28 protein-coding genes are annotated in these 26,393 nt (G+C 38.3%); 26 read left to right on the top strand and 2 right to left on the bottom strand.

What is annotated here, in order from left to right:
• Positions 1-74 precede the first annotated feature (74 nt).
• A complete protein-coding gene (locus ACMZ6U_RS03845; protein WP_416106401.1) occupies positions 75-1,421 on the bottom strand; it encodes an aspartate kinase in 1,347 nt (448 codons plus the stop codon).
• A gap of 226 nt (positions 1,422-1,647) precedes the next feature.
• Between ACMZ6U_RS03845 and ACMZ6U_RS03840 the strand changes: the two genes are divergently transcribed.
• The 19 genes from ACMZ6U_RS03840 to ACMZ6U_RS03750 all read left to right on the top strand — a co-directional run bounded on the left by ACMZ6U_RS03840 (position 1,648) and on the right by ACMZ6U_RS03750 (position 20,437).
• On the top strand, positions 1,648-2,451 hold the full coding sequence (locus ACMZ6U_RS03840; RefSeq protein ID WP_416106399.1) for an enoyl-CoA hydratase: 804 nt from the start codon (positions 1,648-1,650) through the stop codon (positions 2,449-2,451).
• A gap of 96 nt (positions 2,452-2,547) precedes the next feature.
• Positions 2,548-2,982, top strand: a complete 435-nt coding sequence (locus ACMZ6U_RS03835; RefSeq protein ID WP_416106397.1) for a MarR family winged helix-turn-helix transcriptional regulator — start codon at positions 2,548-2,550, stop codon at positions 2,980-2,982.
• Positions 2,983-3,954, top strand: a complete 972-nt coding sequence (locus ACMZ6U_RS03830; protein WP_416106395.1) for a beta-ketoacyl-ACP synthase III — start codon at positions 2,983-2,985, stop codon at positions 3,952-3,954.
• Between the two features lie 60 nt (positions 3,955-4,014).
• Complete coding sequence (locus ACMZ6U_RS03825; RefSeq protein WP_104967245.1) at positions 4,015-4,239, top strand: acyl carrier protein; 225 nt, start codon at positions 4,015-4,017, stop codon at positions 4,237-4,239.
• 198 nt (positions 4,240-4,437) lie between these two features.
• Positions 4,438-5,403 (top strand): enoyl-[acyl-carrier-protein] reductase FabK, encoded by a 966-nt coding sequence (gene fabK / locus ACMZ6U_RS03820; RefSeq protein WP_416106393.1) that lies wholly within the window; start codon positions 4,438-4,440, stop codon positions 5,401-5,403.
• 13 nt (positions 5,404-5,416) lie between these two features.
• Positions 5,417-6,337: an ACP S-malonyltransferase gene (fabD, locus tag ACMZ6U_RS03815; protein ID WP_416106391.1), complete on the top strand. Its 921-nt coding sequence runs from the start codon at positions 5,417-5,419 to the stop codon at positions 6,335-6,337.
• An 11-nt stretch (positions 6,338-6,348) separates the two neighbouring features.
• The gene (gene fabG, locus ACMZ6U_RS03810; RefSeq protein ID WP_416106389.1) at positions 6,349-7,083 is read left to right on the top strand and encodes a 3-oxoacyl-[acyl-carrier-protein] reductase; all 735 of its coding nucleotides are present in this window, start codon (positions 6,349-6,351) and stop codon (positions 7,081-7,083) included.
• 78 nt (positions 7,084-7,161) lie between these two features.
• Positions 7,162-8,394, top strand: coding sequence for a beta-ketoacyl-ACP synthase II (fabF, locus tag ACMZ6U_RS03805; protein ID WP_416106387.1), 1,233 nt, complete (start codon positions 7,162-7,164; stop codon positions 8,392-8,394).
• Between the two features lie 2 nt (positions 8,395-8,396).
• Entirely contained in the window at positions 8,397-8,870 is a 474-nt protein-coding gene (accB, locus tag ACMZ6U_RS03800; RefSeq protein ID WP_416106385.1) for an acetyl-CoA carboxylase biotin carboxyl carrier protein, read from the top strand.
• Positions 8,867-9,289 (top strand): 3-hydroxyacyl-ACP dehydratase FabZ, encoded by a 423-nt coding sequence (gene fabZ / locus ACMZ6U_RS03795; RefSeq protein WP_104967251.1) that lies wholly within the window; start codon positions 8,867-8,869, stop codon positions 9,287-9,289. Before accB ends, fabZ begins: the two co-directional genes overlap by 4 nt.
• A gap of 48 nt (positions 9,290-9,337) precedes the next feature.
• The gene (locus ACMZ6U_RS03790) at positions 9,338-10,717 is read left to right on the top strand and encodes an acetyl-CoA carboxylase biotin carboxylase subunit (protein WP_416106383.1); all 1,380 of its coding nucleotides are present in this window, start codon (positions 9,338-9,340) and stop codon (positions 10,715-10,717) included.
• An 11-nt stretch (positions 10,718-10,728) separates the two neighbouring features.
• The gene (accD, locus tag ACMZ6U_RS03785) at positions 10,729-11,592 is read left to right on the top strand and encodes an acetyl-CoA carboxylase, carboxyltransferase subunit beta (RefSeq protein ID WP_416106382.1); all 864 of its coding nucleotides are present in this window, start codon (positions 10,729-10,731) and stop codon (positions 11,590-11,592) included.
• Positions 11,589-12,359: an acetyl-CoA carboxylase carboxyl transferase subunit alpha gene (locus ACMZ6U_RS03780; RefSeq protein WP_416106380.1), complete on the top strand. Its 771-nt coding sequence runs from the start codon at positions 11,589-11,591 to the stop codon at positions 12,357-12,359. The genes accD and ACMZ6U_RS03780 overlap by 4 nt, the downstream gene beginning before the upstream one ends.
• Positions 12,360-12,790: 431 nt before the next feature.
• Positions 12,791-14,737 (top strand): BglG family transcription antiterminator, encoded by a 1,947-nt coding sequence (locus ACMZ6U_RS03775; protein ID WP_416106378.1) that lies wholly within the window; start codon positions 12,791-12,793, stop codon positions 14,735-14,737.
• 19 nt (positions 14,738-14,756) lie between these two features.
• Positions 14,757-15,230: a PTS sugar transporter subunit IIA gene (locus tag ACMZ6U_RS03770; RefSeq protein WP_416106377.1), complete on the top strand. Its 474-nt coding sequence runs from the start codon at positions 14,757-14,759 to the stop codon at positions 15,228-15,230.
• A gap of 14 nt (positions 15,231-15,244) precedes the next feature.
• Positions 15,245-15,541: a PTS sugar transporter subunit IIB gene (locus ACMZ6U_RS03765; protein WP_104967257.1), complete on the top strand. Its 297-nt coding sequence runs from the start codon at positions 15,245-15,247 to the stop codon at positions 15,539-15,541.
• 41 nt (positions 15,542-15,582) lie between these two features.
• Positions 15,583-16,851, top strand: coding sequence for a PTS galactitol transporter subunit IIC (locus tag ACMZ6U_RS03760; protein ID WP_416106375.1), 1,269 nt, complete (start codon positions 15,583-15,585; stop codon positions 16,849-16,851).
• A 48-nt stretch (positions 16,852-16,899) separates the two neighbouring features.
• Entirely contained in the window at positions 16,900-17,967 is a 1,068-nt protein-coding gene (locus ACMZ6U_RS03755) for a zinc-binding dehydrogenase (protein ID WP_416106373.1), read from the top strand.
• A gap of 91 nt (positions 17,968-18,058) precedes the next feature.
• Entirely contained in the window at positions 18,059-20,437 is a 2,379-nt protein-coding gene (locus tag ACMZ6U_RS03750) for a phosphoketolase (protein ID WP_416106372.1), read from the top strand.
• Between the two features lie 224 nt (positions 20,438-20,661).
• Here ACMZ6U_RS03750 and ACMZ6U_RS03745 read toward each other — a convergent pair whose 3' ends face one another.
• The gene (locus ACMZ6U_RS03745) at positions 20,662-21,420 is read right to left on the bottom strand and encodes a DeoR/GlpR family DNA-binding transcription regulator (protein ID WP_416106370.1); all 759 of its coding nucleotides are present in this window, start codon (positions 21,418-21,420) and stop codon (positions 20,662-20,664) included.
• Positions 21,421-21,642: 222 nt separating this feature from the next.
• Here ACMZ6U_RS03745 and ACMZ6U_RS03740 point away from each other — a divergent pair, with 222 nt between their 5' ends.
• The 7 genes from ACMZ6U_RS03740 to ACMZ6U_RS03710 form a co-directional block, all read left to right on the top strand.
• On the top strand, positions 21,643-22,116 hold the full coding sequence (locus tag ACMZ6U_RS03740) for a PTS sugar transporter subunit IIA (protein WP_416106368.1): 474 nt from the start codon (positions 21,643-21,645) through the stop codon (positions 22,114-22,116).
• The gene (locus ACMZ6U_RS03735; RefSeq protein ID WP_115129674.1) at positions 22,109-22,414 is read left to right on the top strand and encodes a PTS sugar transporter subunit IIB; all 306 of its coding nucleotides are present in this window, start codon (positions 22,109-22,111) and stop codon (positions 22,412-22,414) included. Before ACMZ6U_RS03740 ends, ACMZ6U_RS03735 begins: the two co-directional genes overlap by 8 nt.
• A 29-nt stretch (positions 22,415-22,443) precedes the next feature.
• Entirely contained in the window at positions 22,444-23,892 is a 1,449-nt protein-coding gene (locus tag ACMZ6U_RS03730; protein WP_416106366.1) for a PTS transporter subunit IIC, read from the top strand.
• A gap of 24 nt (positions 23,893-23,916) precedes the next feature.
• Positions 23,917-24,342, top strand: coding sequence for a galactose-6-phosphate isomerase subunit LacA (lacA, locus tag ACMZ6U_RS03725; RefSeq protein ID WP_115129676.1), 426 nt, complete (start codon positions 23,917-23,919; stop codon positions 24,340-24,342).
• Positions 24,343-24,356: 14 nt separating this feature from the next.
• Positions 24,357-24,872 (top strand): galactose-6-phosphate isomerase subunit LacB, encoded by a 516-nt coding sequence (lacB, locus tag ACMZ6U_RS03720; protein WP_416106364.1) that lies wholly within the window; start codon positions 24,357-24,359, stop codon positions 24,870-24,872.
• Positions 24,873-25,004: 132 nt separating this feature from the next.
• On the top strand, positions 25,005-25,934 hold the full coding sequence (locus ACMZ6U_RS03715; protein ID WP_416106362.1) for a tagatose-6-phosphate kinase: 930 nt from the start codon (positions 25,005-25,007) through the stop codon (positions 25,932-25,934).
• Positions 25,935-25,940: 6 nt separating this feature from the next.
• The coding region (locus ACMZ6U_RS03710; RefSeq protein ID WP_416106360.1) for a tagatose 1,6-diphosphate aldolase at positions 25,941-26,393 on the top strand (453 nt) is incomplete at its 3' end.

Raw genomic sequence — 26,393 nt, 5'->3', positions numbered from 1 at the left:
GAAAAATTGATACCATGCCAAATGAGATGATATCAATTCTTTAGGTTATCGCATCATATTAAAATTATGATGGACTAGAAAAAGGCAGAGTAGAGAGCTTGTATGGCTGCTTTTTCTTCTTTAGATTTAATGACGAACATAATTGAGACTTCGCTTGATCCTTGTGAAATCATTTCTAGGTTAATATTTTTTTCTGATAATGCTTTTGTTGCAGAAGCTGTAATACCAATATGATTTTTCATGTTCTCTCCTACAATCATGATGATAGAGAGTTCTTTTTCGATTTCTAAGTCGTCAACATGAAGTTCATTTTGTAGGTAGTCTACAATTCTTTCTTCTTTTTCAGGAGTTAATTCACGTTCTCTAAGAACAATAGACATGTCATCAATACCAGTTGGTATGTGCTCCCAGCGAATATTAAGTTCTTCAAGAATTTGTAGGACTTTACGACCAAATCCAATTTCTCTATTCATCAAGTATTTTGAGATATTAATGCTGACAAATTTATCATCACCAGATATTCCCACAACAGGTAAATCAAGTGTTTCGTGCTTTAAAGTAACCTTGGTCCCAGGATGACTAGGGTTATTTGTGTTTTTGATGACAAGAGGAATTTTTGAGCGATAAACTGGGATTAAGGCTTCATCATGTAAGACTGAGAAACCTGCATAAGCTAATTCACGCATTTCTTTATATGTTAGTTCACTGATAGAATGTGGTTTATTGACAACACCGGGGTGTGCGGCAAAAATACCGTCAACATCAGTGAAATTTTCGTAAAGCTCAGCGTGAATTCCAGCGGCAATCAATGAACCAGTAATATCTGAGCCTCCCCTAGAGAAGGTGCAAATATTGTTATCCATGGTGACGCCAAAGAAGCCTGGAATAACATAAATTTGTTTTCCTTGTCGTAATTTTTGAATATGCTCGTAGCTACTTGGCAGTAGTCTAGCATTTTGTGGTTCACTGGAAACGAAGAGACCTGCATCGCTAGGATGAAGGTAAATAGCATCTAAACCATTTTCTTTAAAAAAAGCAGCAATTAGCTTAGCATTATTGTCTTCCCCTGCTGCAAGGAAAGTATCGTAAAGATAAGGGTTATTTGTGATAGTTAGGCGTTCAAGACTTTCGATAGATTTTTGGATTGTGCTGATAATGCTTAAATCGACATGAAGTTCAGTTGCTATATCACGATATCTTTGAATGATCCAAGCTTTATCAGCGCTAGTATCTTGGTTGTTTTTATAGTGATTGTAGTATTGGATGAGAGCATCGGTTACTTTGGTATCTTGTGCGTCTCTTTTTCCTGGCGCAGATACGACGATAAAGCGTCTCTCGCCATCACTTTTGACAATATTTAAAACTTTTTGTAATTGTTGAGCTGATGCTAAGGAACTACCACCAAATTTTGTGACTTTCATGAATATACTCCTGGGTAACGTGTGTTAGAAAAAATTATAACAAATTTCAGATGATTTACAAGATTTAAACTATATATGACCGCTGTTTGATATTTATTTTATCGGAATAATTTCTTAAGTTTGGACTTGGAATTATAGAAGATTCGTTTTATGATTTGAAAAATATTATTTTTGTGATATACTTTGAAAGCGAAATTATTTAACAATCAAATGAATAGAGGTAGAAATGGCTTATAGTACAATTCGATATGAGATAGAAGATAAAGTTGCTACTTTAACTTTTATACGAGAACAGGCTAATAATGGTTTCAATATCCCAATGTGCTTAGAAATAATAGATGTGCTAGCAACTCTTGAGCAAAGCTCTGAAGTTCAAATGTTAGTTATTGAAGCGGAAGGATCTGTTTTTTCAGTTGGCGGTGATTTGATTGAGATGGAGAGGGCTGTTTCGGAAGATGATGTTGAATCATTAGTAGATATAGCAAGATATGTACAAGATATTGCATTTAAAATAAAACAGCTTCCTAAACCGGTGATTATGTGTACAGATGGCGCTGTTGCCGGGGCAGCCTTTAACTTAGCTATAGCATCTGATTTTTGTATTGCTAGTGACAAGTCTAAGTTTATTCAAGCGTTTGTAAACGTTGGTTTGGCTCCTGATGCAGGTGGTCTTTTTCTGCTCACACGTTCATTAGGAATTAATCGTGCAACTCAATTAGCGATGACAGGTGAAGCTGTTTCAGCCGAGAAGGCTGAAGAATATGGTTTTGTTTATAAAACTTGTGAATCAGAAAAATTAGGTAAGACGCGTGACCGCTTGATTAAACGATTGAAGCGTGGGTCATTTAATTCTTATGCAGCTATGAAGCAGCTGGTATGGGAGAGTTTCTTTTCTGATTGGGAAAGCTATGCTGCTAAGGAGCTGTATTGGCAGGAACGCTTGGCGTTTCAAGATGATTTTAAAGAAGGTGTTAAAGCTCATGCAGATAGAAGACGCCCCTCTTTTACTGGAAATGGGTTGTTTAAATAATTCCTCTTTCTTAACATTTAGACATTTAGAAAATCCTTGCAAAATAATTTCACCTTTGATATAATTTGATAGTCAAAGTTTATGGAGGTTATTTCGGTGGATTACAATGAAATCAATGACTACCTAGTAGGTGTTTTTAATAATATACTTATCATTGAGGAAACAAGTTTAAAGACAAGCCGTTTTAATGATGTTTCTATCAAAGAGATGCATACCATTGATGAAATTGGTAATACTCCTAATGCGACACCTAGCGACATTGCTAAAGCTTTGATGGTTACTTTAGGTACGGTGACCACTAGTTTAAATAAACTAGAAAAAAAAGGTTACATTATTCGTACAAGATCTAATGTAGATCGTCGTGTGGTTCATCTGAGTCTTTCACAAAAGGGGCGTCTTTTGTTCCGCCTACATCACAAATTCCATATGAATATGGTAGAAAAGATTACTGATGGTTTTGATGAGCAGGAGTTTGAAGTGATGAGTCGTGGTTTGAAAAATCTTAATCAGTTTTTGGAGGACCTTAAATAGATGGGTTTTGCAAAAATTTCACAAGTAGCTCACTATGCACCCAATCATATTGTTACTAATGATGATTTATCTCAAATTTTGGAAACAAGTGATGAATGGATTGCTAGTCGAACTGGTATTAAGCAACGCCATATTTCTCAATGTGAGCAAACTAGCGATTTAGCAACAAGGGTAGCGGAGTCTTTATTGAAGAAGGCTGTTTTAAGTGCTAGTGAGTTAGATTTTCTCATTGTTGCGACGATTACACCTGATAGCAATATGCCTTCTGTAGCTGCTAAAGTACAAGGAAATATCAAAGCTCAAAATGCTTTTGCTTTTGATGTAACGGCAGCTTGTAGCGGTTTTGTCTTTGCGCTTGCGACCGCTGAAAAATTCATTGCTTCTGGTCAGTATCGAAAGGGCTTGATTATTGGTGCGGAGGTCATGTCTAAAGTTTTAGATTGGACGGATCGTTCGACAGCAGTCCTTTTTGGTGATGGAGCAGGTGGAGTTCTGTTAGAAGCAGCAGATGCGCAACACTTTTTAGCAGAGTCACTTAACACCAAAGGAGAGCAGTGGCAATGTTTGCAATCTGGTAACAAAGGTTTGCTATCGCCTTATAGTCAGGTGATTGATCAGGAATCTTATTATTTGCAGATGGATGGGAGAGCAGTTTTTGATTTCACAATCAGGACAGTTTCGGAAAGTATTCGTCAATTGTTAGATGTCAATAAAGATTTAGAAATTGATTATTTTTTATTACATCAGGCTAATGTCAGAATTCTGGATAAGATGGCTAAAAAAGTTTCGGTAGATCGCGATAAGTTTTTGGCCAATATGCAAGACTATGGTAACACGAGTGGAGCTAGTATCCCTATTTTGTTATCAGAAAGTGTAGAGCGTGGTTTGATTCGATTAGATGGTACTCAAACAATTTTTCTTTCAGCTTTTGGTGGAGGTTTGACATGGGGAAATCTAATTGTTAAAATTTAGTTAACTTTGTGCGAAATGCACGATTATATATATATTATTTATTTTTAAGGAGAAAAAATCATGGCAGTATTTGATAAAGTACAAGAAATTATCGTGGAAGAACTTGGTAAAGAAGCAGAAGAAGTGAAAATGGAAACAACTTTCGACGACCTCGATGCTGATTCACTTGATGTTTTCCAAGTTATTTCTGAAATTGAAGATGAGTTTGATATCCAAATCGAAACTGAAGAAGGACTTAACACAGTAGGTGACTTGGTTGCTTACGTTGAAGAAAAAACAAAATAAGGTTCTAGAGGCTGAGAACAACTCAGTCCCTAAGGTCAGTGAGTCATATTTTAATGTTTAATAATAAGCTGACTTAGGGGAGTGGGACGATAAAATTATGATAGTTTTCTATCTGATTTGTCTCCCACTCCTTCTTATTTTAATTATATAATTTGATTATCAAATCATTTAAAACAGAAAGTATTGTGTAGATAATTTATGAAAACACGTATTACAGAGCTCTTAAATATAAGATATCCTATTTTCCAAGGTGGAATGGCTTGGGTTGCTGATGGTGATCTTGCTGGCGCTGTGTCTAAAGCAGGTGGTCTAGGAATCATTGGTGGTGGGAATGCCCCTAAGGAGGTAGTCAAAGCCAATATTGATAAAGTTAAATCTATCACAGATAAGCCTTTTGGTGTCAACATTATGCTCTTATCGCCTTTTGCTGATGATATTGTAGATTTAGTGATTGAAGAAGGTGTCAAGGTTGTAACGACTGGTGCTGGTAACCCTGGGAAGTATATGGAACGGTTACACGCTGCTGGAATTACGGTCATTCCAGTGGTACCTAGTGTAGCATTGGCCAAAAGAATGGAAAAATTAGGTGTTGATGCTGTGATTGCTGAAGGTATGGAAGCTGGTGGTCATATCGGAAAATTGACAACCATGACCTTAGTTCGTCAAGTTGTAGAAGCTATCGATATTCCTGTTATTGCGGCAGGTGGTATCGCAGATGGACATGGTATGGCAGCTGGCTTCATGCTGGGAGCTGAAGCGGTCCAAGTTGGGACACGTTTTGTAGTCGCTAAAGAGTCAAATGCTCATCAAGCGTTTAAAGATAAAGTCTTGAAGGCTAAAGATATTGATACAGTCGTTTCAGCTTCGGTTGTTGGACACCCTGTTCGTGCTATTAAGAATAAATTGGCGACGGTATATAGCCAAGCTGAGAAGGATTTTCTTGCTGGGAAAAAATCAGCTGAAGAAATCGAAGAGTTAGGTGCTGGTGCTCTGCGCAATGCAGTTGTTGATGGTGACGTGGTTAATGGTTCGGTCATGGCTGGGCAAATTGCTGGGTTAGTGAGTAAGGAAGAAACTTGCGCTGAGATTTTAGAAGATTTGTATACTGGTGCCAAAACTGTGATTGCTGAAGAAGCTAAACGTTGGACAGATCTTCTGGATTAACTAAGGAGAAAAAATGACAAAAACAGCCTTTTTATTTGCCGGTCAAGGAGCGCAATCATTGGGGATGGCTCGTGACTTGGATGAGCATTTTGACATTGTTAAAGCCACCTTTGAACAGGCAAGTCAGATTTTGGGGTATGATATTCGTCACTTAATTGATGAGGACCAAGATAAATTGAATCAGACTAGGTTTACCCAACCTGCTATTTTGACGACTTCTGTAGCGATTTATAAGCTTTTAATAGAAAAGGGAATCTCTCCTGATATTGTAGCAGGGTTGTCTCTAGGAGAATATTCCGCTTTAGTTGCAGCAGGTCCTTTGGATTTTGAGACTGCTTTACAATTGGTTGCTAAACGTGGTCAACTAATGGAGGAAGCTGCACCAGCAGGAAGTGGTAAGATGGTTGCGATCATGAATGCGGATGTTGCTCTGATTGAAGAAGCTTGTCAGAAAGCTTCTGATTTGGGCGTTGTTAGTCCTGCTAACTACAATACGCCTCAACAAATTGTTATTGGTGGAGAGGTAGCTGCAGTTGATAAGGCGGTAGATATCCTAAAGGAAACAGGTGTCAAACGCATGATTCCACTTCAAGTTTCAGGTCCTTTTCACACTGCTTTACTGGAACAGGCTAGTCAAGGATTAGCAGAAGTTCTAGAGGAGGTAGCCTTTAATGACTTTAAACTTCCTCTAGTTGGGAATACAGAGGCTACTATCATGAAGAAAGAGGCTATAAAATCTTTATTAGCGCGCCAGGTTATGGAACCTGTTAGATTTTATGAATCAATTGCTGAAATCCAGGCATTTGGTGTTGATAGGGTTATTGAAATTGGTCCTGGAAAAGTTTTATCAGGATTTATCAAAAAAATTGATAAGAATCTGCCAACGTTTGCTGTCAATGATTTAGCAAGTTTGGAAGCATTGCTGTATCAATAAGTGAGGAAAAAATGGAAATTAAAGCTAAAAATGTTTTTGTAACAGGTTCTACGCGTGGAATTGGATTGGGAATTGCCCATGAATTTGCTCGTCGTGGTGCTAATGTCATCTTAAATGGGCGTTCTGAAATTTCGGAGGAATTTTTACAAGAATTTTCCGAATACGATGTTAAAGTGATTGGTGTTTCAGGGGATATTTCTCAAGAAGCTGATGCTAAACGTATGGTTGATGAAGCCATTGAGGTCTTGGGTAGTGTTGATATTCTTGTTAATAACGCTGGGATTACCAATGATAAGTTGATGTTAAAAATGACGGAAGAGGATTTTGAGAAGGTCCTAAAGATCAATTTAACTGGTGCTTTTAATATGACCCAGGCTGTTTTGAAGCCAATGACTAAAGCGCGTCAAGGAGCTATCATCAATGTATCATCCGTGGTTGGTTTGACTGGTAATGTTGGTCAAGCAAACTATGCAGCTTCCAAGGCTGGCTTGATTGGATTTTCAAAATCAGTGGCTAAAGAAGTAGCTGCGCGTGGGGTTCGTGTCAATGTGATTGCACCTGGTTTTATTGAATCAGATATGACGGATGCTATTCCTGAGAAAATGAAGGATGGCATTCTAGGACAAATTCCAATGAAACGCATTGGTAAACCACAAGAAGTTGCTCAAGTTGCTGCCTTTTTAGCAGAACAAGAGTATCTAACAGGTCAAGTACTTGCTATTGATGGCGGTATGACCATGATTTAAGCACTTGTTGCTTGACTTGATTGTAATAGCATTGAAGAAATGAGTGAAACCGTTTGTAAATGGAGCAAAGGAGAATTTATGTCAACGAATCGTGTCGTGATTACAGGGTACGGTGTTACATCACCTATTGGAAATACACCTCAAGAGTTTTGGAAAAGCTTAGAATCTGGTACAATTGGTATAAAACCAATTACAAAGTTTGATACTTCAGACATTCCTGTGCACAATGCAGGGGAAATCCAAGATTTTCCATTTGATAAGTATTTTGTTCGTAAGGACAAGAATCGAATGGATATGTATTCACTTTATGCTATTTATGCGACTTTAGAAGCCTTAGAAAATGCTGATCTTGATATGGATACGGTTGATCGTGATCGTGTTGGGGTTATTGTTTCATCTGGTATCGGTGGTCTACAGGAGATGCAAGAGCAGATTATCCGTATGCATGAGAAGGGGATTAAGCGAATCCAACCAATGTTTATTCCAAAAGCTCTTTCTAATATGGGTGCTGGGAATATTGCTCTTCGTATCGGCGCTAATGGTGTTTGTAAGTCGATTACGACGGCTTGTGCTTCCGCCAATGATGCTATTGGAGAAGCTTTCCGTGAGATTAAGTTTGGTCTCCAAGATGTTGTTTTAGCGGGTGGATCTGAAAGTACCATCAATGAAATTGGTATTGGTGGCTTCAATGCTTTGACAGCTCTCTCAACAACAGAAGATCCTAAGCGTTCAGCTATTCCATTTGATAAGGATCGTAATGGTTTTGTCATGGGAGAGGGTGCAGGAGTGTTAGTTGTAGAGAGCTTGGAGCATGCTCAAAAACGTGGTGCGACTATCTTGGCTGAGGTTGTTGGTTACGGTAATACTTGTGATGCTTACCATCAAACGAGTCCATCTCCAGATGGATCAGGTGCTGCTAAGGCTATGAAACTAGCTATCTCAGAAGCTGGTATCGAGCCAAGTGATGTTGATTATGTCAATGCTCATGGAACGTCAACTCCAGCTAATGAAAAAGGTGAAAGCCAAGCTATTGTTGCTGTTTTGGGTAAAGATGTTCCGGTGTCTTCAACCAAGTCATTTACAGGACATTTACTAGGAGCGACTGGTGCTGTTGAAGCTATTGCAACTATTGAGAGTATGCGTCATGGTTTTATTCATATGACAGCAGGAACTCAAGAATTATCAGAGGATATAGAAGCTAATGTTGTGATGGGACAAGGGCTTGAGGCAGATGTTCGCTATGCCATTTCTAATACGTTTGGATTTGGTGGGCATAATGCGGTTCTTGCTTTCAAACGTTGGGAGGATTAAAGGTGAATCTTTCAGAAATTAAGGACTTGATGACTCAATTTGATGAGTCTAGTCTTCGTGAATTTTCGTTTAAACAAGATGGTAAAGAGTTGCGTTTTAGTAAAAATGAACGTCAAGAATTGCCAGTATTAGCGCCAGCTAGCGCTATTTCAGAGCCAGTTAAACCTGCAGTGCCTGCTTCTGATGTTAATGCAGAAGTAGTTGTGGATCAAGTTGACTCACAGTCATCTCAAACTGCAGAAGGGGATCTTGTAGAGAGTCCTTTGGTTGGTGTGGCTTATTTAGCACCGGCGCCTGACAAAGCCAAGTTTGTGTCGGTTGGGGACTCGGTTAAGAAAGGTCAAACCTTGATGATCATTGAGGCCATGAAGGTGATGAATGAAGTACCTGCGCCACGCGATGGTGTGGTGACAGACATCTTGGTTGCTGATGAAGATGTGATTGAGTACGGACAAGGATTGGTGCGTATTAAATGATTGATATCAAGGCTATTCGCGAAGCACTGCCTCATCGTTATCCTATGCTTTTAGTTGATCGTGTGTTGGAGTCTAGCGATGATGAGATTGTTGCGATCAAAAATGTTACTATTAATGAACCCTTCTTCAATGGACATTTTCCAGAATATCCAGTTATGCCAGGTGTTCTGATTATGGAAGCTTTGGCACAGACAGCTGGTGTTTTGGAATTATCTAAAGAAGAAAATAAGGGGAAATTGGTTTTCTATGCTGGCATGGATAAGGTTAAGTTTAAAAAACAGGTTGTTCCTGGAGATCAGCTGGTGATGACGGCTAAATTTGTTAAGCGCCGTGGGAGTATTGCTGTGGTGGAAGCTAAAGCTGAAGTTGATGGCAAGTTGGCTGCTAGTGGAACACTGACATTTGCCATTGGGAATTAAAACTTTTGACAAATCTATTGTTTAGGTTTGTGGTAAAGGAGAAATCAAATGTTTAAAAAGCTACTGATTGCGAATCGTGGTGAAATCGCAGTGCGGATTATTCGTGCGGCGCGTGAATTAGGTATTGCTACGGTTGCTGTTTACTCGGAAGCTGATAAGGATGCCCTTCATACTATTTTGGCTGATGAGGCTATCTGTATTGGGCCGGCACGTTCGACAGACTCGTATTTGAATATGAGTTCTGTCTTGTCTGCTGCCATTGTTACTGGAGCTGAAGCCATTCATCCAGGCTTTGGCTTTTTAAGTGAGAATTCAAAGTTTGCTACTATGTGTGAGGAGATGAATATTAGTTTCATCGGTCCTTCTGCACAGGTTATGGATAAGATGGGAGATAAGATCAATGCTCGTCGTGAGATGATTGCAGCAGGTGTTCCTGTTATTCCTGGATCTGATGGGGAAGTCCACACTGCTGACCAAGCGCTTGAGATTGCTAGTCACATTGGTTATCCAGTTATGCTAAAAGCTTCTGCCGGTGGTGGTGGTAAGGGTATTCGTAAGGTTGAGCAGGAAGAAGATCTGGCTGTGGCTTTTGAATCTGCTTCACAAGAAGCATTGGCTGCTTTTGGTAATGGTGCTATGTATATTGAAAAAGTTGTCTATCCGGCTCGCCATATTGAAGTCCAGATTTTGGGAGACAGTTTTGGCCATATCGTTCACCTAGGAGAGCGCGATTGTTCTTTGCAACGTAATAACCAAAAAGTTTTGGAAGAAAGCCCTTCTGTAGCGATTGGGAAAACACTTCGTCAAGAGTTGGGGAGTGCTGCTGTCCGTGCTGCCGAGGCTGTTTCTTATGTTAATGCTGGGACAATTGAATTTCTTTTAGATGAGCATTCTGGCAATTTCTACTTTATGGAGATGAATACGCGTGTTCAAGTAGAACATCCTGTGACTGAATTTGTAACAGGGGTTGATATTGTCAAGGAGCAGATTAAAATTGCCGCTGGACTAGAATTGTCAGTTAAGCAAGAAGATATTGTCATTTCTGGTCACGCTATTGAATGTCGCATTAATGCTGAAAATCCTAAATTTAACTTTGCGCCAAGTCCTGGGAAGATTACTGAGCTTCATATGCCTGCCGGTGGTGTTGGTCTTCGCGTGGATTCGGCTGTTTATAATGGTTATACCATTCCGCCATATTATGACAGTATGATTGCAAAAATCATTGTACACGGGGAAAATCGTTTCGATGCTCTGATGAAGATGCAACGTGCTTTGTACGAATTTGAAGTGGAAGGTTTGGTGACTAATGCTGACTTCCAGTTGGACTTGATTTCCGATAAACATGTGATTGCTGGTGACTATGACACATCGTTTTTAATGGAACAATTTTTACCAGAGTATCAGAAAGAAGAGACCTTGACTGACTAGAAAGGTGATGTATGGGCTTATTTGATAAGAAGGATAAGTATTTTAGAATTAATCCTAATCGATCGTTTAAGGGAGAGAGTACACCTAAACCTGAGGTTCCTGATGAGTTGTTTGCTAAGTGTCCTGCTTGCAAACATTTAATCTATCAGAAGGATTTAGGTTTAGCTAAAATTTGTCCGACCTGTTCCTATAACTTTAGAATTTCGGCTTTAGAACGTTTAGCTATTACGGCTGATGAGGGTACTTTCGAGGAATTATTTTCTGGGATTGAGACTAGAGATCCATTGCGTTTTCCAAAATACCAAGAAAAATTGGCTCAGGCACGTGAAAAAACTGGCTTAGATGAGGCTGTTTTGACGGGATTGGCTGAAATTGAGGGTCAAAAAACTGCCTTGGCTATTATGGATGCTAACTTTATCATGGCTTCTATGGGAACAGTTGTTGGAGAGAAAATTACGCGTTTGTTTGAATTGGCAACCAAAGAGAAACTACCAGTAGTTATTTTTACAGCTTCAGGCGGTGCTCGCATGCAAGAGGGGATTATGTCACTCATGCAGATGGCTAAGATTTCAGCTGCTGTTAAACGCCATTCTGAAGCAGGCCTCTTTTATCTGACTGTTCTTACAGATCCCACGACGGGTGGTGTTACAGCTAGTTTTGCCATGGAAGGAGATATTATCTTAGCAGAACCTCAGACCTTGGTGGGCTTTGCTGGTCGTCGTGTTATTGAAACAACAGTGAAGCAGGACTTGCCAGAGGACTTTCAAAAGGCGGAATTTCTTCTAGAACATGGTTTTGTGGATAAAATTGTCAAAAGAACAGTTTTACCACAAGTGATTGGGACACTTTTGGCTTTCCATGGAGGTGTGTCATGAGTGATGTGTCAAGAATTTTAAAAGAAGCACGTGATCAACATCGTATGACTGCTTTGGATTATGCTGAGACTCTTTTTGAAGATTTTATTGAGTTGCATGGGGATCGTCAATTTTCAGATGATGGTGCTGTTATTGCAGGACTTGCCCGTTTGGATGGTCAGCCAGTCACTGTTATTGGTATTCAAAAAGGAAAGAATTTACAAGATAATCTTCATCGTAATTTTGGGCAGCCTCATCCAGAAGGCTATCGTAAGGCCTTACGTTTTATGAAGCAAGCTGAGAAGTTTGGTCGTCCGATTGTTACTTTTATTAATACGGCTGGTGCTTACCCTGGGGTTGGCGCGGAAGAACGAGGACAGGGTGAAGCTATTGCGCGAAACCTACTTGAGATGAGTGACCTTAAGGTGCCTATTATCGCCATTATTATTGGCGAAGGTGGTTCTGGTGGAGCTTTGGCATTAGCAGTTGCGGATCGTGTTTGGATGTTAGAGCATACGATCTATGCTGTTTTGAGTCCAGAAGGCTTTGCCTCGATTTTGTGGAAAGATGGGACCCGTGCTCCAGAAGCAGCAGAATTGATGAAAATTACAGCTGGTGAACTTCTCAATATGGGAGTAGTTGATAAAGTTATCCCGGAACATGGATATTTTTCAAGTGAAATAGCTGATATGCTAAAAGAGAATTTAAGTAAAGAACTAGATTATCTTAAACAATTGCCTCTAGAGCAGTTGTTGAAAGAAAGGTATGAGAGGTTTAGGAAGTATTGATAAGAGAGAAAAATCCTTGAGAAATCAAGGATTTTTTTGTCATTAATATTGAGGAGGAATTTTATCATATCATTATTACGGTTGTGTCTATTATTGTAGTTGGGGAAAAACCTTTTTAATAATGAGTTGTCAATTGAATTTATGATGGAAGTTCCAGAATAAATGTGGAAGTTCCACTATGGAAAAGGTAAATTGATTCAATAATAGTATAATCCATTACATTAATATCGTATAGTAGTTTGAGGAAAGTCAATCAACTGCAATATTATAAGGCTATTTTAGCAATATACAGCAATCATTTTGTATTGTGGAAATATCAATGGAAATGTCCTAACAATATCGACACTTCCACATTTATGTGGAAATGAAAAGGTTTTCATTTTTGTGGACGATAATTTAAAATGTAATTATCATAAAGGAAAGGACGTTAAATGAATCAAAGGCAAATAAGTATCTTACAAGATTTAGTTTCAGTAGAGGGCTTTTTAACTGCTAAAACGTTAGCAGAGAAATATTCTGTATCAACAAAGACAGTTTATTCTGATGTAGACACGCTTAAGTTGGCATTGAAAGGCAAGGTTTCTGATATTGAGAAGATCCCTAGACGTGGAATAAAATTACTTGTTACTGAAAGCCAAAAAAAGCAATTAACAGATTTTATTCTCAAGCAATTTAATCCAGAAAGTATTCAAACGACCAATATCTCAAAAGAATTTTTACTTCTTAAAAGTTTATTCTTTGAAGATGGTGTCGTTGACATCATTGATTGGTCTATTAAAAATTATGTCAGTGAAAGTTCTATTAGAAGAGGTCTAGAAAAACTAGAATCTAGTTTCGACGGTTTCGACATTTCTTTAGTAAGAAACCATGGGGTGGCTATTGTCTCAGGACTGGAGAGTGATATTAGAAAATATCTTAGAAATTTTTTCATTAAACATCTCCAGTTATCTGTTGAAAACCTTAAACAAGAAGTATCTTTCAATAGTTTTTTTGAAAAAAATGATATTGAGATTGTTCAAAGAGCTTTGTCATTTTACTCAGATAGTTATAAATTTGTGATAGGGGATCAATATCGGCTTTATTTACTGTTAGATTTGTTAGTCTCTAAGAAACGGTTCCAATTGGGCAATGTTTTAAAACAAGAGCCCATGAGTGATTTAACCGATAATTTACAGTATTACGAAGTCTATAGTTTTGCAACCGATCTATTTAGGGACATTAGTGGTATTGATTCAGTAGATATTCCAAGTAGTGAAGTCATTAATATCGCATACTCATTATTATCTGTAGGATATGAGCGAAGTGATTTGATGGACAGTTCTAAACTAATTGAGGCTGTACAATCTTTTATTGCTAGAGTCGGTAATTTATTAGGTATTGATTTAGGAAATGATCATTATTTAGAGCGAATGCTAACAAGTCATATTCAACCTATGGTATTTCGTCTTATGAATAAGATTGTGATTAATAATGATATAACTGAAGAAATTAAAAAGAAATACAGTGTTCTTTATAATATCGTTTGGTTATCTAGTAAGCAGTTGGCAGATAGTTTTGCGATTGAAATGACTGATGGAGAAGTGGCTCTACTAACAGTCCATTTTGAAATTGCTATTGAGAAGTTGGCTAAACCTCTAACAATATATTTGGTTTCACCTCAAGGAATTGCTACAACTGAATTAATTATGAATTCCTTGAATCGTATCATTTCTACATTTGATCGTCTGATAAAAATTGATAGTGCTAAGTTGACGGCAGATAAAATTGCAACTGCTGATTTGATTATTAGTTCTATTTACATAGATGCATCAAGTCCTAAATTTGTCTTTATCAGTCCAATTTTAACTGATTCTGATTTCCAGCTTATTCAGTCCCGTTATTCAGAACTTCTGAGTGGTGGAAGAAGAATGCTTTCTGTAATTGAAAATAAATCTGTTTATACCAAATCTTTGGTTCAAAAACTTTTAGGAAATTCTGTATCTCTACAGCTTGATTTAAAAGATGTTGATCAATGTATTGACAAACTAGTTGAACTGTCTTCTGAGGCAAATAGATTAAATCCTGAATACTTAAAATCTATATTATCCCGTGAAAAAATGGGAAGTACGAGTTTGTATACAGGAGTTGCTTTACCACATGCAGATCCAGTGGTTGTTGGTGAATCGCAGTTAGTCATGCTAACTCTACAACGTCCGATAAGATGGGGTAGCAATATGGTAAAAGTAGTGATGCTAATCTCGATTACAGAGGAAGATGAATTGTTGTATAAAGATGCTTTGATTAGTATTTACTCCAAAATAGATCAAATGACCTTTATCGATCAATTGTGGGAATCAAAAACAGAGCCAGAATTCTTGAAACTAATTATTGATAAATAAATTGAAGGGGGAGAAAAGAATGACGGAAGCCGTAACATTACAAGATTATGTCGTTCCAGAATTAATTTTCTTAAATGAATCTTTTACATCTCAAAACGAGTTCTTTGAAAAAATATATGATAAAGCCTTTTCATTAGGCTATGTTCGAGAAGACTTTTTAGAACGTATTAAGGCTAGAGAAGCAACATTTCCCACAGGCTTACAGTTAGAAGATATGGGTGTCGCAATTCCCCACACAGATGCTGAATGTGTCTTAAAAGAATTTTTGGCAGTGGTGACGACAAGTCCAGTTGGCTTCAAAAGCATGGAGGATATTAACCAAGATATTTCTGTAGAAATCGCATTTGTGTTAGGGCTAAATGAGCCACATTCACAACTCGAAATGCTACAGTCCTTAATGGGACTCTTACAAAATAAAGAAATCCTATCTGAGCTTAAGCAGGCAAAAAGCTCCGAAGAGGTTATTCAATTAGTTAAAACAAATCATTTATAAAAGGAGAAATTATTATGTCTAAAGTTAAAGTATTAGTGGCTTGTGGTGCAGGTATTGCAACATCAACTGTTGTTTTGAAAAAAATTGAGGATTTATTTGCTCGTAACAATATCGATGCTCAAATCACTCAAATTAAAATTGCAGAAGCAGCATCACTTCAAGATTCAAACGATATTCTAATCACTACAACAATGCTTCCAACGGAATATCGTATCCCTGCTATTAAAGCAATGGCCTTCCTAACTGGAATTAACCAGGCTAAAGTAGAACAAGAAATCCTTGATGAAATTGCTAAAATTCAAGGTAACTAATCGATTGTCATAAAATAATATTTTTTCAAAAGGAGAAAAATATGGAATCATTAACTAATATTGTTCAAGGGATTTTGAACATGGGCTCAAGTGTAGTCCTTCCAATCATTATCTTCATCTTAGCGATGGTCTTCCGTGTACCAGTTCGTAAAGCTGTTGTTTCTGGCTTGACAGTTGGGATTGGTATGCTTGGAATTAGTTTGGTTTTGGCACTTTTGTCAGATAACGTCGGACCTGCAGCGCAAGCGATGGTAGAACGTTTTGGTCTTAACCTTACAATTGTAGATGCTGGTTGGCCAGCAGTTTCAGCAGCAACATGGGCGCAACCAATTGCAGCTGTTATGATTCCAGTTATTCTTATTGTTAACTTGATAATGTTAGCGCTTAACTGGACTAAAACGCTTAATATCGATATTTGGAACTACTGGCATATGAGTGCGGCAGCAGCAACAGGTTACATTATCACTGGTAACTTCTTCTGGGGAATTATCTGTGGTGTTATCTACACTGTTATTGTTCAAATTATTGCTGATAAAACAGCTCCTTACGTTCAAGAGTACTATGGACTTGAAGGGGTATCTATTTCAACAGGTTCTGCTCAAGGGTACGCTCTTATCGGTATTCCAGTAGCATGGGCAGTAAGTAAAATTCCTGGCATCGGTGATCTTGATGTGGATCCAGAAACAATTCAAAAACGTTTTGGTATCTTCGGTGAACCAATGATTATGGGTATCATCATCGGTGGTGCGATGGCTATTCTTGGTGGCTACGACCTTACTAACGTTCTTCAAACTGCGATGGCTATGGGTGCTGTTATGTTCATCCTTCCTCGTATGGTTAAAATTTTGATGGAAGGATTGATTCCTATCCAAGAAGCTGCACAATCTATGCTTCAAAAACGTTACGGTGACCGTGAAATCTTCCTTGGAATGGATGCTGCTCTTGCAACAGGTTCACCAGCTGCTCTTTCAACAGGGCTTCTCATGGTTCCAATCACACTTTTGATTGCTGTCTTGCTACCAGGAAACCGTGTCCTTCCATTTGCTGACTTGGCGACAATTCCATTCTTTGCAGCTTTGGTTGTGCCAACACGTAAAGGTAACATTTTACATTCAGTAATTTCACTTACAGTTGTTATCACATTTGCTCTATGGATGGCTACAAACTATGCACCTGTATTGACCCAAATGGCAGAAGGTGTTGTTGACTTCCCTAAAGGAGCATCACAAATTTCTAACTTCGATACTGGTGGTAACATTCTTAACTGGATCTTTGTACCACTTTCAAACTTGGTTAAAGGTATCTTATAATAAATCATTTAATTGTCAAGGCTTTATATAATTGGGGGAAAATAAAAAATGAGTATTCCAGAAAAAATGATGGGCGTTTTTAAAACAGCACCAGGATATGATCAAATGGACTTCTATGAACTAGATGTTCCTAAAGCAGAAGGTGATAAGGTACTCATTAAAGTAGCTTTCACAGGAATTTGTGGATCAGATATCCATACCTTTAAGGGTGAGTACATTAACCCTACTGAACCTGTTGTTCTTGGACATGAATTTGCAGGTGTTGTTGTTGCTGTCGGTGATAAGGTTACTAAAGTTAAAGTTGGTGACCGCGTGACTAGCGAAACAACTTATGAGACAAGTACTGATATTTACACTCATGACAAACTCTATAATCTTGCTATGACCCGTAAGGGAATTGGTTCTCAACAAAATGGATCAATGGCTAATTACGTGTTGACTAGAGAAGAAAGTGTTCATATCTTACCGGATACGCTAAGTTATGAAGGTGCTGCTATGACAGAGCCGTTGGCTTGTTGTGTCCATGCCATGTATCAAAAATCTAAATTGAGTTTGCACGATAAAATCATCATCATGGGACCTGGTCCAATTGGATTGCTACTCTTGCAAATTGCTAAACATTTAGGTGCCTTTGTTATTATGACAGGTATTACTCAAGATGCTGAGCGTTTGGCATTTGCCAAGGAACTTGGGGCAGATGTAGTTGTAGACACGCTCACTGAGGACTTAGAATCTATTGTCATGGAACATACAAATGGCTACGGAGTTGATAAAGCTTATGATGCCTCAGGCGCAGCTCCTGCAGTCAATCAAGTCTTCCCATTGATGAAAAAACGTGGACGCTTTGTTCAAGTTGGACTCTTTGCAAAACACAAAGTTGAGTTAGACACCAATGCTATTATTCAACGTGAAATAGAATACATTGGTAGCCGTTCTCAAAACCCATTTGATTGGCCAATTGCAATCCACCTACTCAATACTGGTGCTATCAATATTGAAAAAATGATTACCAAAAAATTCCCATTAGAAGAATGGCGAGAAGCCTTTGAATCTGTAATGGGTGGTAAAGAATATAAAGTCTTGATTGAATCTAATCCAGACGACTTTGACAATTAAAAAAGACGTAAACTTGTGAGGATATCGCTTGCGAAAAATCACAAGTTTTACTTTCTAAGGATATGTTAAGCAACTCACAAAGGAGACGATAATGACTGATTTCAATTCAAAAGAATATTTAGGAAAAGTAGATGCTTGGTGGCGTGCAGCTAACTATATCTCAGCTGCTCAAATGTATTTGAAAGATAATCCACTCTTAAAACGCGATGTGGTTGAGAATGACTTGAAAGCTCACCCAATCGGACACTGGGGAACTGTTCCAGGACAAAACTTCATCTACGCTCACCTCAACCGTGCCATCAATAAATACGATGCGGATATCTTCTACATCGAAGGTCCTGGTCATGGTGGACAAGTTATGGTGTCCAACTCTTACCTTGATGGTTCATACACAGAGTTGAATCCAAACATCCCACAAACAGAAGAAGGGTTCAAACAACTCTGTAAAATCTTCTCATTCCCAGGCGGTATCGCCTCTCACGCAGCACCTGAAACACCAGGATCTATCCACGAGGGTGGGGAACTTGGATACGCACTCTCTCACGCAGCGGGTGCAATCCTCGATAATCCTGATACAATCGCTGCGACAGTTATCGGTGATGGTGAAGCTGAAACTGGTCCACTTATGGCGGGTTGGTTGGCAAATACCTTCATCAACCCAGTCAACGATGGTGCTGTACTTCCAATTCTTTACCTCAATGGCGGTAAAATTCACAATCCAACGATTTTAGAACGAAAGACTGACGAAGAATTAGAACTCTTCTTCAAAGGTCTAGGTTGGAATCCAATCTTCGCAGATGTCACAGCTGTTAGTGCGGATTTCGATGTTTCTCACAAATTATTTGCTGAAAAATTAGACCAAGCTATCGAAGCAATCAAAGCAATTCAAACCGAAGCGCGTAAAGGCTCTGGCGAAGAGGCTACTCAACCTACATGGCCAGTGTTAGTTGCTCGTATTCCAAAAGGTTGGACTGGTCCAGAAAGCTGGGAAGGTACTCCAATCGCAGGTGGCTGGCGTGCTCATCAAGTACCGATTCCAGTAAATGCTCATCACATGGAACATGTCGATGCTCTCCTTGACTGGCTCAAAGCCTACCGCCCAGAAGAACTCTTCGATGACCGAGGACGTCTTGTACCTGAAATCGCAGAAATTGCTCCGGCAGGAGATAAGCGTATGGCTATGAATCCAATCACCAACGCTGGTGTGATCAAAGCTATGAACACAGCTGATTGGAAAAAACATGCCTTTGATATTGAGACTCCGGGTGCTATTATGGCACAAGATATGATTGAATTCGGGAAATATTCTGCTGACCTTGTGGAAGCTAACCCAGATAACTTCCGTATCTTCGGTCCTGATGAAACAAAATCAAACCGTCTCCAAGAAGTCTTCAAGAAAACCAATCGTCAATGGATGGGACGTCGCGATGCTTCTTATGATGAATGGATTGCTCCAGCGGGACGTGTTATTGACTCACAATTATCCGAACACCAAGCGGAAGGTCTTCTTGAGGGTTACGTCTTGACAGGTCGTCATGGATTCTTCGCATCATATGAGTCATTCTTACGTGTTGTAGATACCATGATTACTCAACATTTCAAATGGTTGCGTAAATCAAAAACGCATACAACATGGCGTAAAAACTACCCTGCATTGAACTTGATTGCGACATCAACTGTTTTCCAACAAGACCATAATGGTTACACTCACCAAGATCCAGGAATCTTGACACACTTGTCAGAAAAAACACCAGAATTTATCCGCGAATACTTGCCAGCAGATGCTAACTCACTCTTAGCTGTGGCAGATAAAGCCTTTAAAGATGAAGATGTGATCAACTTGATTGTTACTTCAAAACACCCACGTCCTCAATTCTATTCAACTGAAGAAGCAGCTGAATTGGTTGAAAAAGGCTATAAAGTTATTGATTGGGCATCAACTGTTTCAGAGAATGAAGAACCAGATGTGGTCTTTGCAGCAGCTGGTACTGAGCCAAACCTTGAAGTTCTAGCAGGTATTTCAATTCTTCACCAAGCCTTCCCAGAGCTTAAGATTCGCTTTGTCAATGTGGTTGATATTCTTAAACTTCGCCATCCAGATGTTGACCCTCGTGGCTTGTCTGATGAAGAATTTGACAAAGTCTTTACAACTGACAAACCAGTTATCTTTGGCTTCCATGGCTATGAAAATATGATTCGTGATATTTTCTTCGCACGTCACAACCATAATCTTCGTGTTCATGGCTACCGTGAACATGGTGACATTACAACACCATTTGATATGCGTGTCATGTCAGAACTTGACCGCTTCCATATTGCTCAAGATGCAGCAGATGCCGTTTATGGTGTAGAAGCAAAAGCTTTCAAAGATGAGATGTCTGAAAAAGTTGCCTACCATAAAGAGTACATTCGTGAACATGGTGACGATATCCCAGAAGTTCAAGAATGGAAATGGGAAAATATTAATTAATCATTTTGTAAACTCCTTATGAAACACCTCTGTTATTTTAACAGAGGTGTTTTTGGTATTAATGACATTGATCAATGACATATGGATAGATAATTGAGATGAATATAACCTTTTTATCAACTGTAGTGGGGGTTTATGCCTAATATCCTGATTTTTTCTTGGAATCACTGTTATTTGCACCTAAACTAGCTATTCATCTGTGTAAAGTTGTGCTGCTTCTTTACTTATTGTTGTGATATTACGGTAGTTAAATTTTGTAACGTTTGAATCTGTAGTTGAGAGGCTTTAGTGTCAGTTAAAAGATAGTCTATCTTGTCTAAGGTATAGAAATCATAGAAGTCAAATTTATTAAACTTACTCTTATCTAAGAGGAGGTATTTCTTCATGGCTTTTTCGAGAGCTATTTGTTGTACAAGTCCCTCATTTTCGCTATATGTTGAAATATTGTTATTGTGAATACCGTTAGCACTGACAAATGCTTTTGAAAAAGAAAGATTTCCCAGAGATTTATTTGTCAGTGAACCGACAAATGCTCCTGTAATTGGCCGATATTCACCACCAAGTAAAATAAGATCAATACTCTTGCTATCCTTCAAAATGTCAAAAATAGGAAGGCTATTAGTAATGACTCTAATACGCCGCTTTGTAAGTTTTCGTGCGAAAGCTTCTAGGGTTGTACCAGGACCAATAAATAAGGTCTCTCCTTCGTGAACTAATGATGCAGCCAAACATGCGATTTCTTCCTTCTCAACTGTTTGGAGTGATTGTTTTTCAGTATTGGAACGCTCTGTTGGAATGCCTGACTCGATACTTTGAGCTCCGCCATGTATCCGTAATAATTTTCCTTCTTTTTCTAATTCGGCGAGGTCACGTCTAATAGTCATATCGGATACTTCTAACTCAGAGACAATATCATTGATATTGATAACTCCTTTTTTATTGACCTCTTCTAAAATTTTTAGTAATCGCTCTTTTTTTATCATAACATGTTACCTTGTGTTCGAGTTTTATATTAATAATAATCATGAATAGTTTTTATATTGTAAGTATATCAATTTTTTAGAAAAAAAGCTAGGTTATTTATTCTTTAACAAACAAAAACAAACAAAAATAAAAAATAAAAAACAAAAAACTGTTGACAAAAAAACAAAGTCAAGTTAGTATATTAATTGTAAACGATTTCTGAAACACATGAGGAGGAATTAATGTCACAAAATATTGTTTTTACAAATGTGGGCTCGCAAGCAGAGTTGTTTGAGGTTGTCTCGGATTATCTGGAATCAGTCAACTATGTGACCAAAGACTATCGACAAGCATTAAGAGATAGAGAGGAGGAATTTCCCACCGGTTTAAAAGTTGACTTGAAGGATGGGTCAGATATTTTATTTGCTGCTATTCCTCATACAGAAATCCAATACTGTTTAGTTAATCAGGTTGTTTATGTCAAAAATGACAAACCTTTGATTTTTAAACATATGATAAACCCTGAGGAAGATTGTTATGTCCAAGATTTCTTTTTTATTGTTAATAGTAAAAAGGAAGGGCAAACGGATATTCTTTCAAATTTAATTACATTTTTCACTACCAAGGGCAATTTAGAACATTTACATAATCTTGGCAATGATAAAGAAAGTCTTACACAATATTTAACAGAAAAAGGAGTATTTACAAATGATTAAAATTTTAGCAGCATGTGGCGCCGGCGTAAACTCAAGTCATCAAATCAAAGATGCGATTGAAACAAAAATGTCTGAAAAAGGCTTCAACGTTCATTGTGATGCCGTGATGGTTAAAGATATTACCGAGGAAATGGTTAGCAAATATGATATTTTCACACCGATCGCTAAAACAGATTTAGGATTTGACGTTCCAATTCCAGTAGTAGAAGCAGGTCCAATCTTATATCGTATTCCGACAATGAGTGAACCAGTTTTTGCTGAGCTTGAGCGTGTGATTACGGAAAAAGGATTAAGTTAATTTTGGTTTTTTAGAAGAGGGTTATTATCATGCAAGGATTTCTAGATATAGTCAATAATATTTTTACACCAATTATTGACATGGGATCAGGTGTTGTCATGCTTATTGTCATGACGGTATTGGCCATGGCCTTTGGTGTCAAATTTTCCAAAGCCTTAGAAGGTGGGATTAAACTGGCGATTGCCTTGACGGGTATTGGTGCGATTATTAATATTTTAACTAGCGCCTTTTCAGCATCATTGCAATCGTTTGTCGAAAATACAGGTATTAGTTTGAATGTCATTGACGTTGGTTGGGCACCACTTGCGACTATCACATGGGGATCACCTTATACCTTATATTTCTTGTTAATCATGTTACTAATCAATATTGTCATGATTATCATGAAGAAAACGAACACTTTAGATGTTGATATTTTCAATATTTGGCATTTATCGATCACAGGTCTTTTAATCATGTGGTATGCAGAGCGTAATAATTTGCCAATAATTCTTGCTGTGATTATCGCAACCATTGCAATTGTTTTGGTAGGGGTTTTGAAAATCATCAACTCAGATTTGATGAAACCAACATTTGATGACTTGATGGGAACAGGGTCTCACTCTCCAATGACCTCTACTCACATGAACTATATGTTGAATCCTGTCATCATGATTTTTGATAAAATTTTTGATAAATTTTTCCCAGGTTTGGATAAATATGACTTCGATGCTGCTAAGCTTAACAAAGCAATCGGTTTCTGGGGTTCTAAATTCTTTATTGGTATGATCCTTGGTTTTGTCATTGGTATTATGGGTGACCCAAGCTTCACCAGAGAATCTATCAGCAGTTGGTTTGCACTTGGATTTACAGCGGGTGCCTGCTTGGAGTTATTCTCTTTGATTGGTTCTTGGTTTATCGCTGCTGTTGAGCCTTTATCTCAAGGTATTACAGATTTTGCAAATTCAAAAATGGCTGGCCGTCGTTTTAACATCGGTTTGGACTGGCCATTCATCGCTGGTCGTGCTGAAATTTGGGCGTGTGCTAACATCTTAGCACCAATCATGCTGATTGAAGCAGTGTTACTTTCAAAAGTTGGAAACGGTATTTTACCGTTAGCGGGTATCATCGCAATGGGTCTTACACCTGCCCTTCTTGTTGTGACGCGAGGAAGATTGCTTCGTATGATTATTTTTGGATCTTTGCTATTGCCATTATTCCTCTTATCAGGTACGATGATTGCACCATTTGCGACTGAATTAGCGAAAAAAGTAGGTGCTTTCCCAGCAGGAGCTCAAGCAGGATCTATGATTACCCACTCAACCCTTGAAGGACCAATGGAAAAATTATTTGGTTACTTTATCGGGCAAGCGACAACTGGTCAAATTTCAGCGGTTATTACCTTCATTATCTTTACGGTTATCTACTTAGCACTCTTTGCTTGGTATGTGAAAGAAATGAAAAAACGTAACGCAGCTTATGAAGCAAAACAGTCATAAGACTGATTTAGAAGAGAGGTTTTTATGTCAGTTATTTTAGGTGCAGATGCACATGGACATCACTTAAAAGAAATTGTTAAAACGTATTTAGAAGAATTAGGACATACTATTGTTGATACGACAGACCTTGAAAAAGATTTTGTTGATAACACACTAGCTGTTGTCGCAGAAGTGAATAAATCTGATGACAACTTAGGTATTGTATTTGATGCTTTTGGTGCTGGTCCATTCATGGTAGCTACTAAAGTGAAGGGAATGGTAGCAGCAGAAGTATCTGATGAGCGTTCGGCTTATATGACTCGAGGTCATAATAACTCACGCATTATTACAGTAGGTGCAGAATTGGTAGGAGAAACACTAGCTAAAAATATTGCGAGAGAGTTTCTAGCGGCTGATTATGATGGTGGACGTCATCAAATCCGTGTGGATATGCTTAATAAAATGTGCTAAAAAGGAGTTTGAATATGAAAATTGCTATTGGATGTGATCATATTGTGACACGTGAAAAAATGGAAGTTTCAGACTTCTTAAAATCTAAAGGTCATGAGGTTCTAGACTTTGGTACTTATGACAATACACGTACCCACTATCCTATTTTCGGAAAAAAAGTAGGTGAAGCTGTAGCTTCAGGTGAAGCAGATTTAGGAGTATGTATCTGTGGTACAGGTGTAGGTATTAACAATGCTGTTAATAAAGTCAATGGCATTCGTTCTGCCTTGGTTCGCGATTTGGCGACAGCAGTTTATGCTAAAGAAGAGTTAAATGCTAATGTCATTGGCTTTGGTGCTAAAGTTATTGGTGGTTTATTGATGAATGATATCCTTGATGCTTTCATTAATGCAGAGTATACAGAAACTGAGGAGAATAAAAAACTTATCGCTAAAATTGCTCATGTTGAAAACCATCATGATGGGCAAGATGATCCTCACTTCTTTGATGAATTTTTAGAAAAATGGGATCGTGGCGAGTACCATGATTAACTTGATACCACTAATCATTAATGAGGTAATACTGTAAAAATGAAAAGAAAGATTTATCTAGGCAGTTTTATCTTGTAACAAAGTCTTTAGATAATCTTTCTTTTTTTGTCATCATCGATTGAAGGAGAGAAAATGATTTTAACCGTTACTTTAAATCCATCGGTTGATATCTCGTATCATTTGCCGAATTTAGCTGTGGATACGGTTAATCGTGTTGCAGATGCGAGCAAGACCCCTGGAGGAAAAGGATTAAATGTTGCGCGTGTTTTAAATGACTTTGGTGAATCTGTGACGGTTACTGGTTGCTTAGGTGGTGAACTCGGAGACTTCATCCAGCATCATTTACCAACAGATATCCAAAAACGTTTCTTTAAAATTTCTGGAGAAACTAGAAACTGTATCGCCATTTTGCATGATGGTCAACAAACCGAAATCCTTGAGCAAGGTCCATTAGTAGATCCTGATGAAGCTGATGGTTTTGCCAATCATTTTAAATACATTTTAGAAGGTGTCGATGTTGTGACCATGTCTGGTAGTTTACCAGCTGGAATGCCTGAAAATTACTATGGTCGTTTGATTCGTTTGGCTAATTTATTTGGTAAAAAGACCGTTCTAGACTGTTCTGGTAGTATGCTGGAAGCTGTACTAAAAGGTGATGATAAACCAACTGTTATCAAACCTAACAGAGATGAATTAGCGCAACTTTTGGGACGAGAGGTTGGCAAAGACGTCGAGGAACTAAAAGAAGTATTGCAACAACCCTTATTTGATGGCATCGAATGGATAATCGTTTCGCTAGGAGCTGATGGCGCTTTTGCTAAACATGGCGAGACTTTTTATAAGGTGGACATTCCTAAAATAGAGGTGGTTAATCCAGTTGGATCTGGAGACTCTACGGTTGCAGGAATTGCTTCAGGACTAGCTAATGAAGAAACAGATGAGGTTTTGTTGAAAAAAGCTAATGTTTTAGGCATGCTGAATGCTCAGGAAAAGACAACTGGACATGTTAATATGGCTAATTACGATGGACTTTATCAAGCACTTAATGTAAGAGAGGTATAACAAGAAATGACTTTAACCCTAACCGAAAACAAACGCCAATCAATGACAAAGTTGAGTAACAATGGGATTATCTCCGCCCTGGCTTTTGATCAACGCGGAGCACTCAAACGTATGATGGCACAACACCAAGACACAGAACCAACGATTGCTCAAATCGAAGAGCTCAAATGTTTAGTTTCAGAGGAGCTTACACCATATGCGTCATCTATTCTTCTTGATCCTGAATATGGTCTTCCAGCGACTAAGGTTCGTCATGAAGAGGCAGGATTGTTGCTAGCCTATGAAAAAACAGGTTATGATGCCACTACAACTAGTCGCTTGCCAGACTGTCTTGATGTTTGGGCAGCTAAGCGTATCAAAGAATCAGGTGCAGATGCGGTGAAATTCTTGCTTTATTATGATGTCGATGGCGATGAAGCTGTCAATGACCAAAAGCAAGCTTACATTGAGCGTATTGGC

It is taken from the genome of Streptococcus pluranimalium (assembly GCF_047785745.1).
Lineage (GTDB): Bacteria > Bacillota > Bacilli > Lactobacillales > Streptococcaceae > Streptococcus > Streptococcus pluranimalium_B.
The sequence above is the reverse complement of the archived record's forward strand: the minus strand, read 5'-3'. Positions and strand labels throughout refer to the sequence as shown.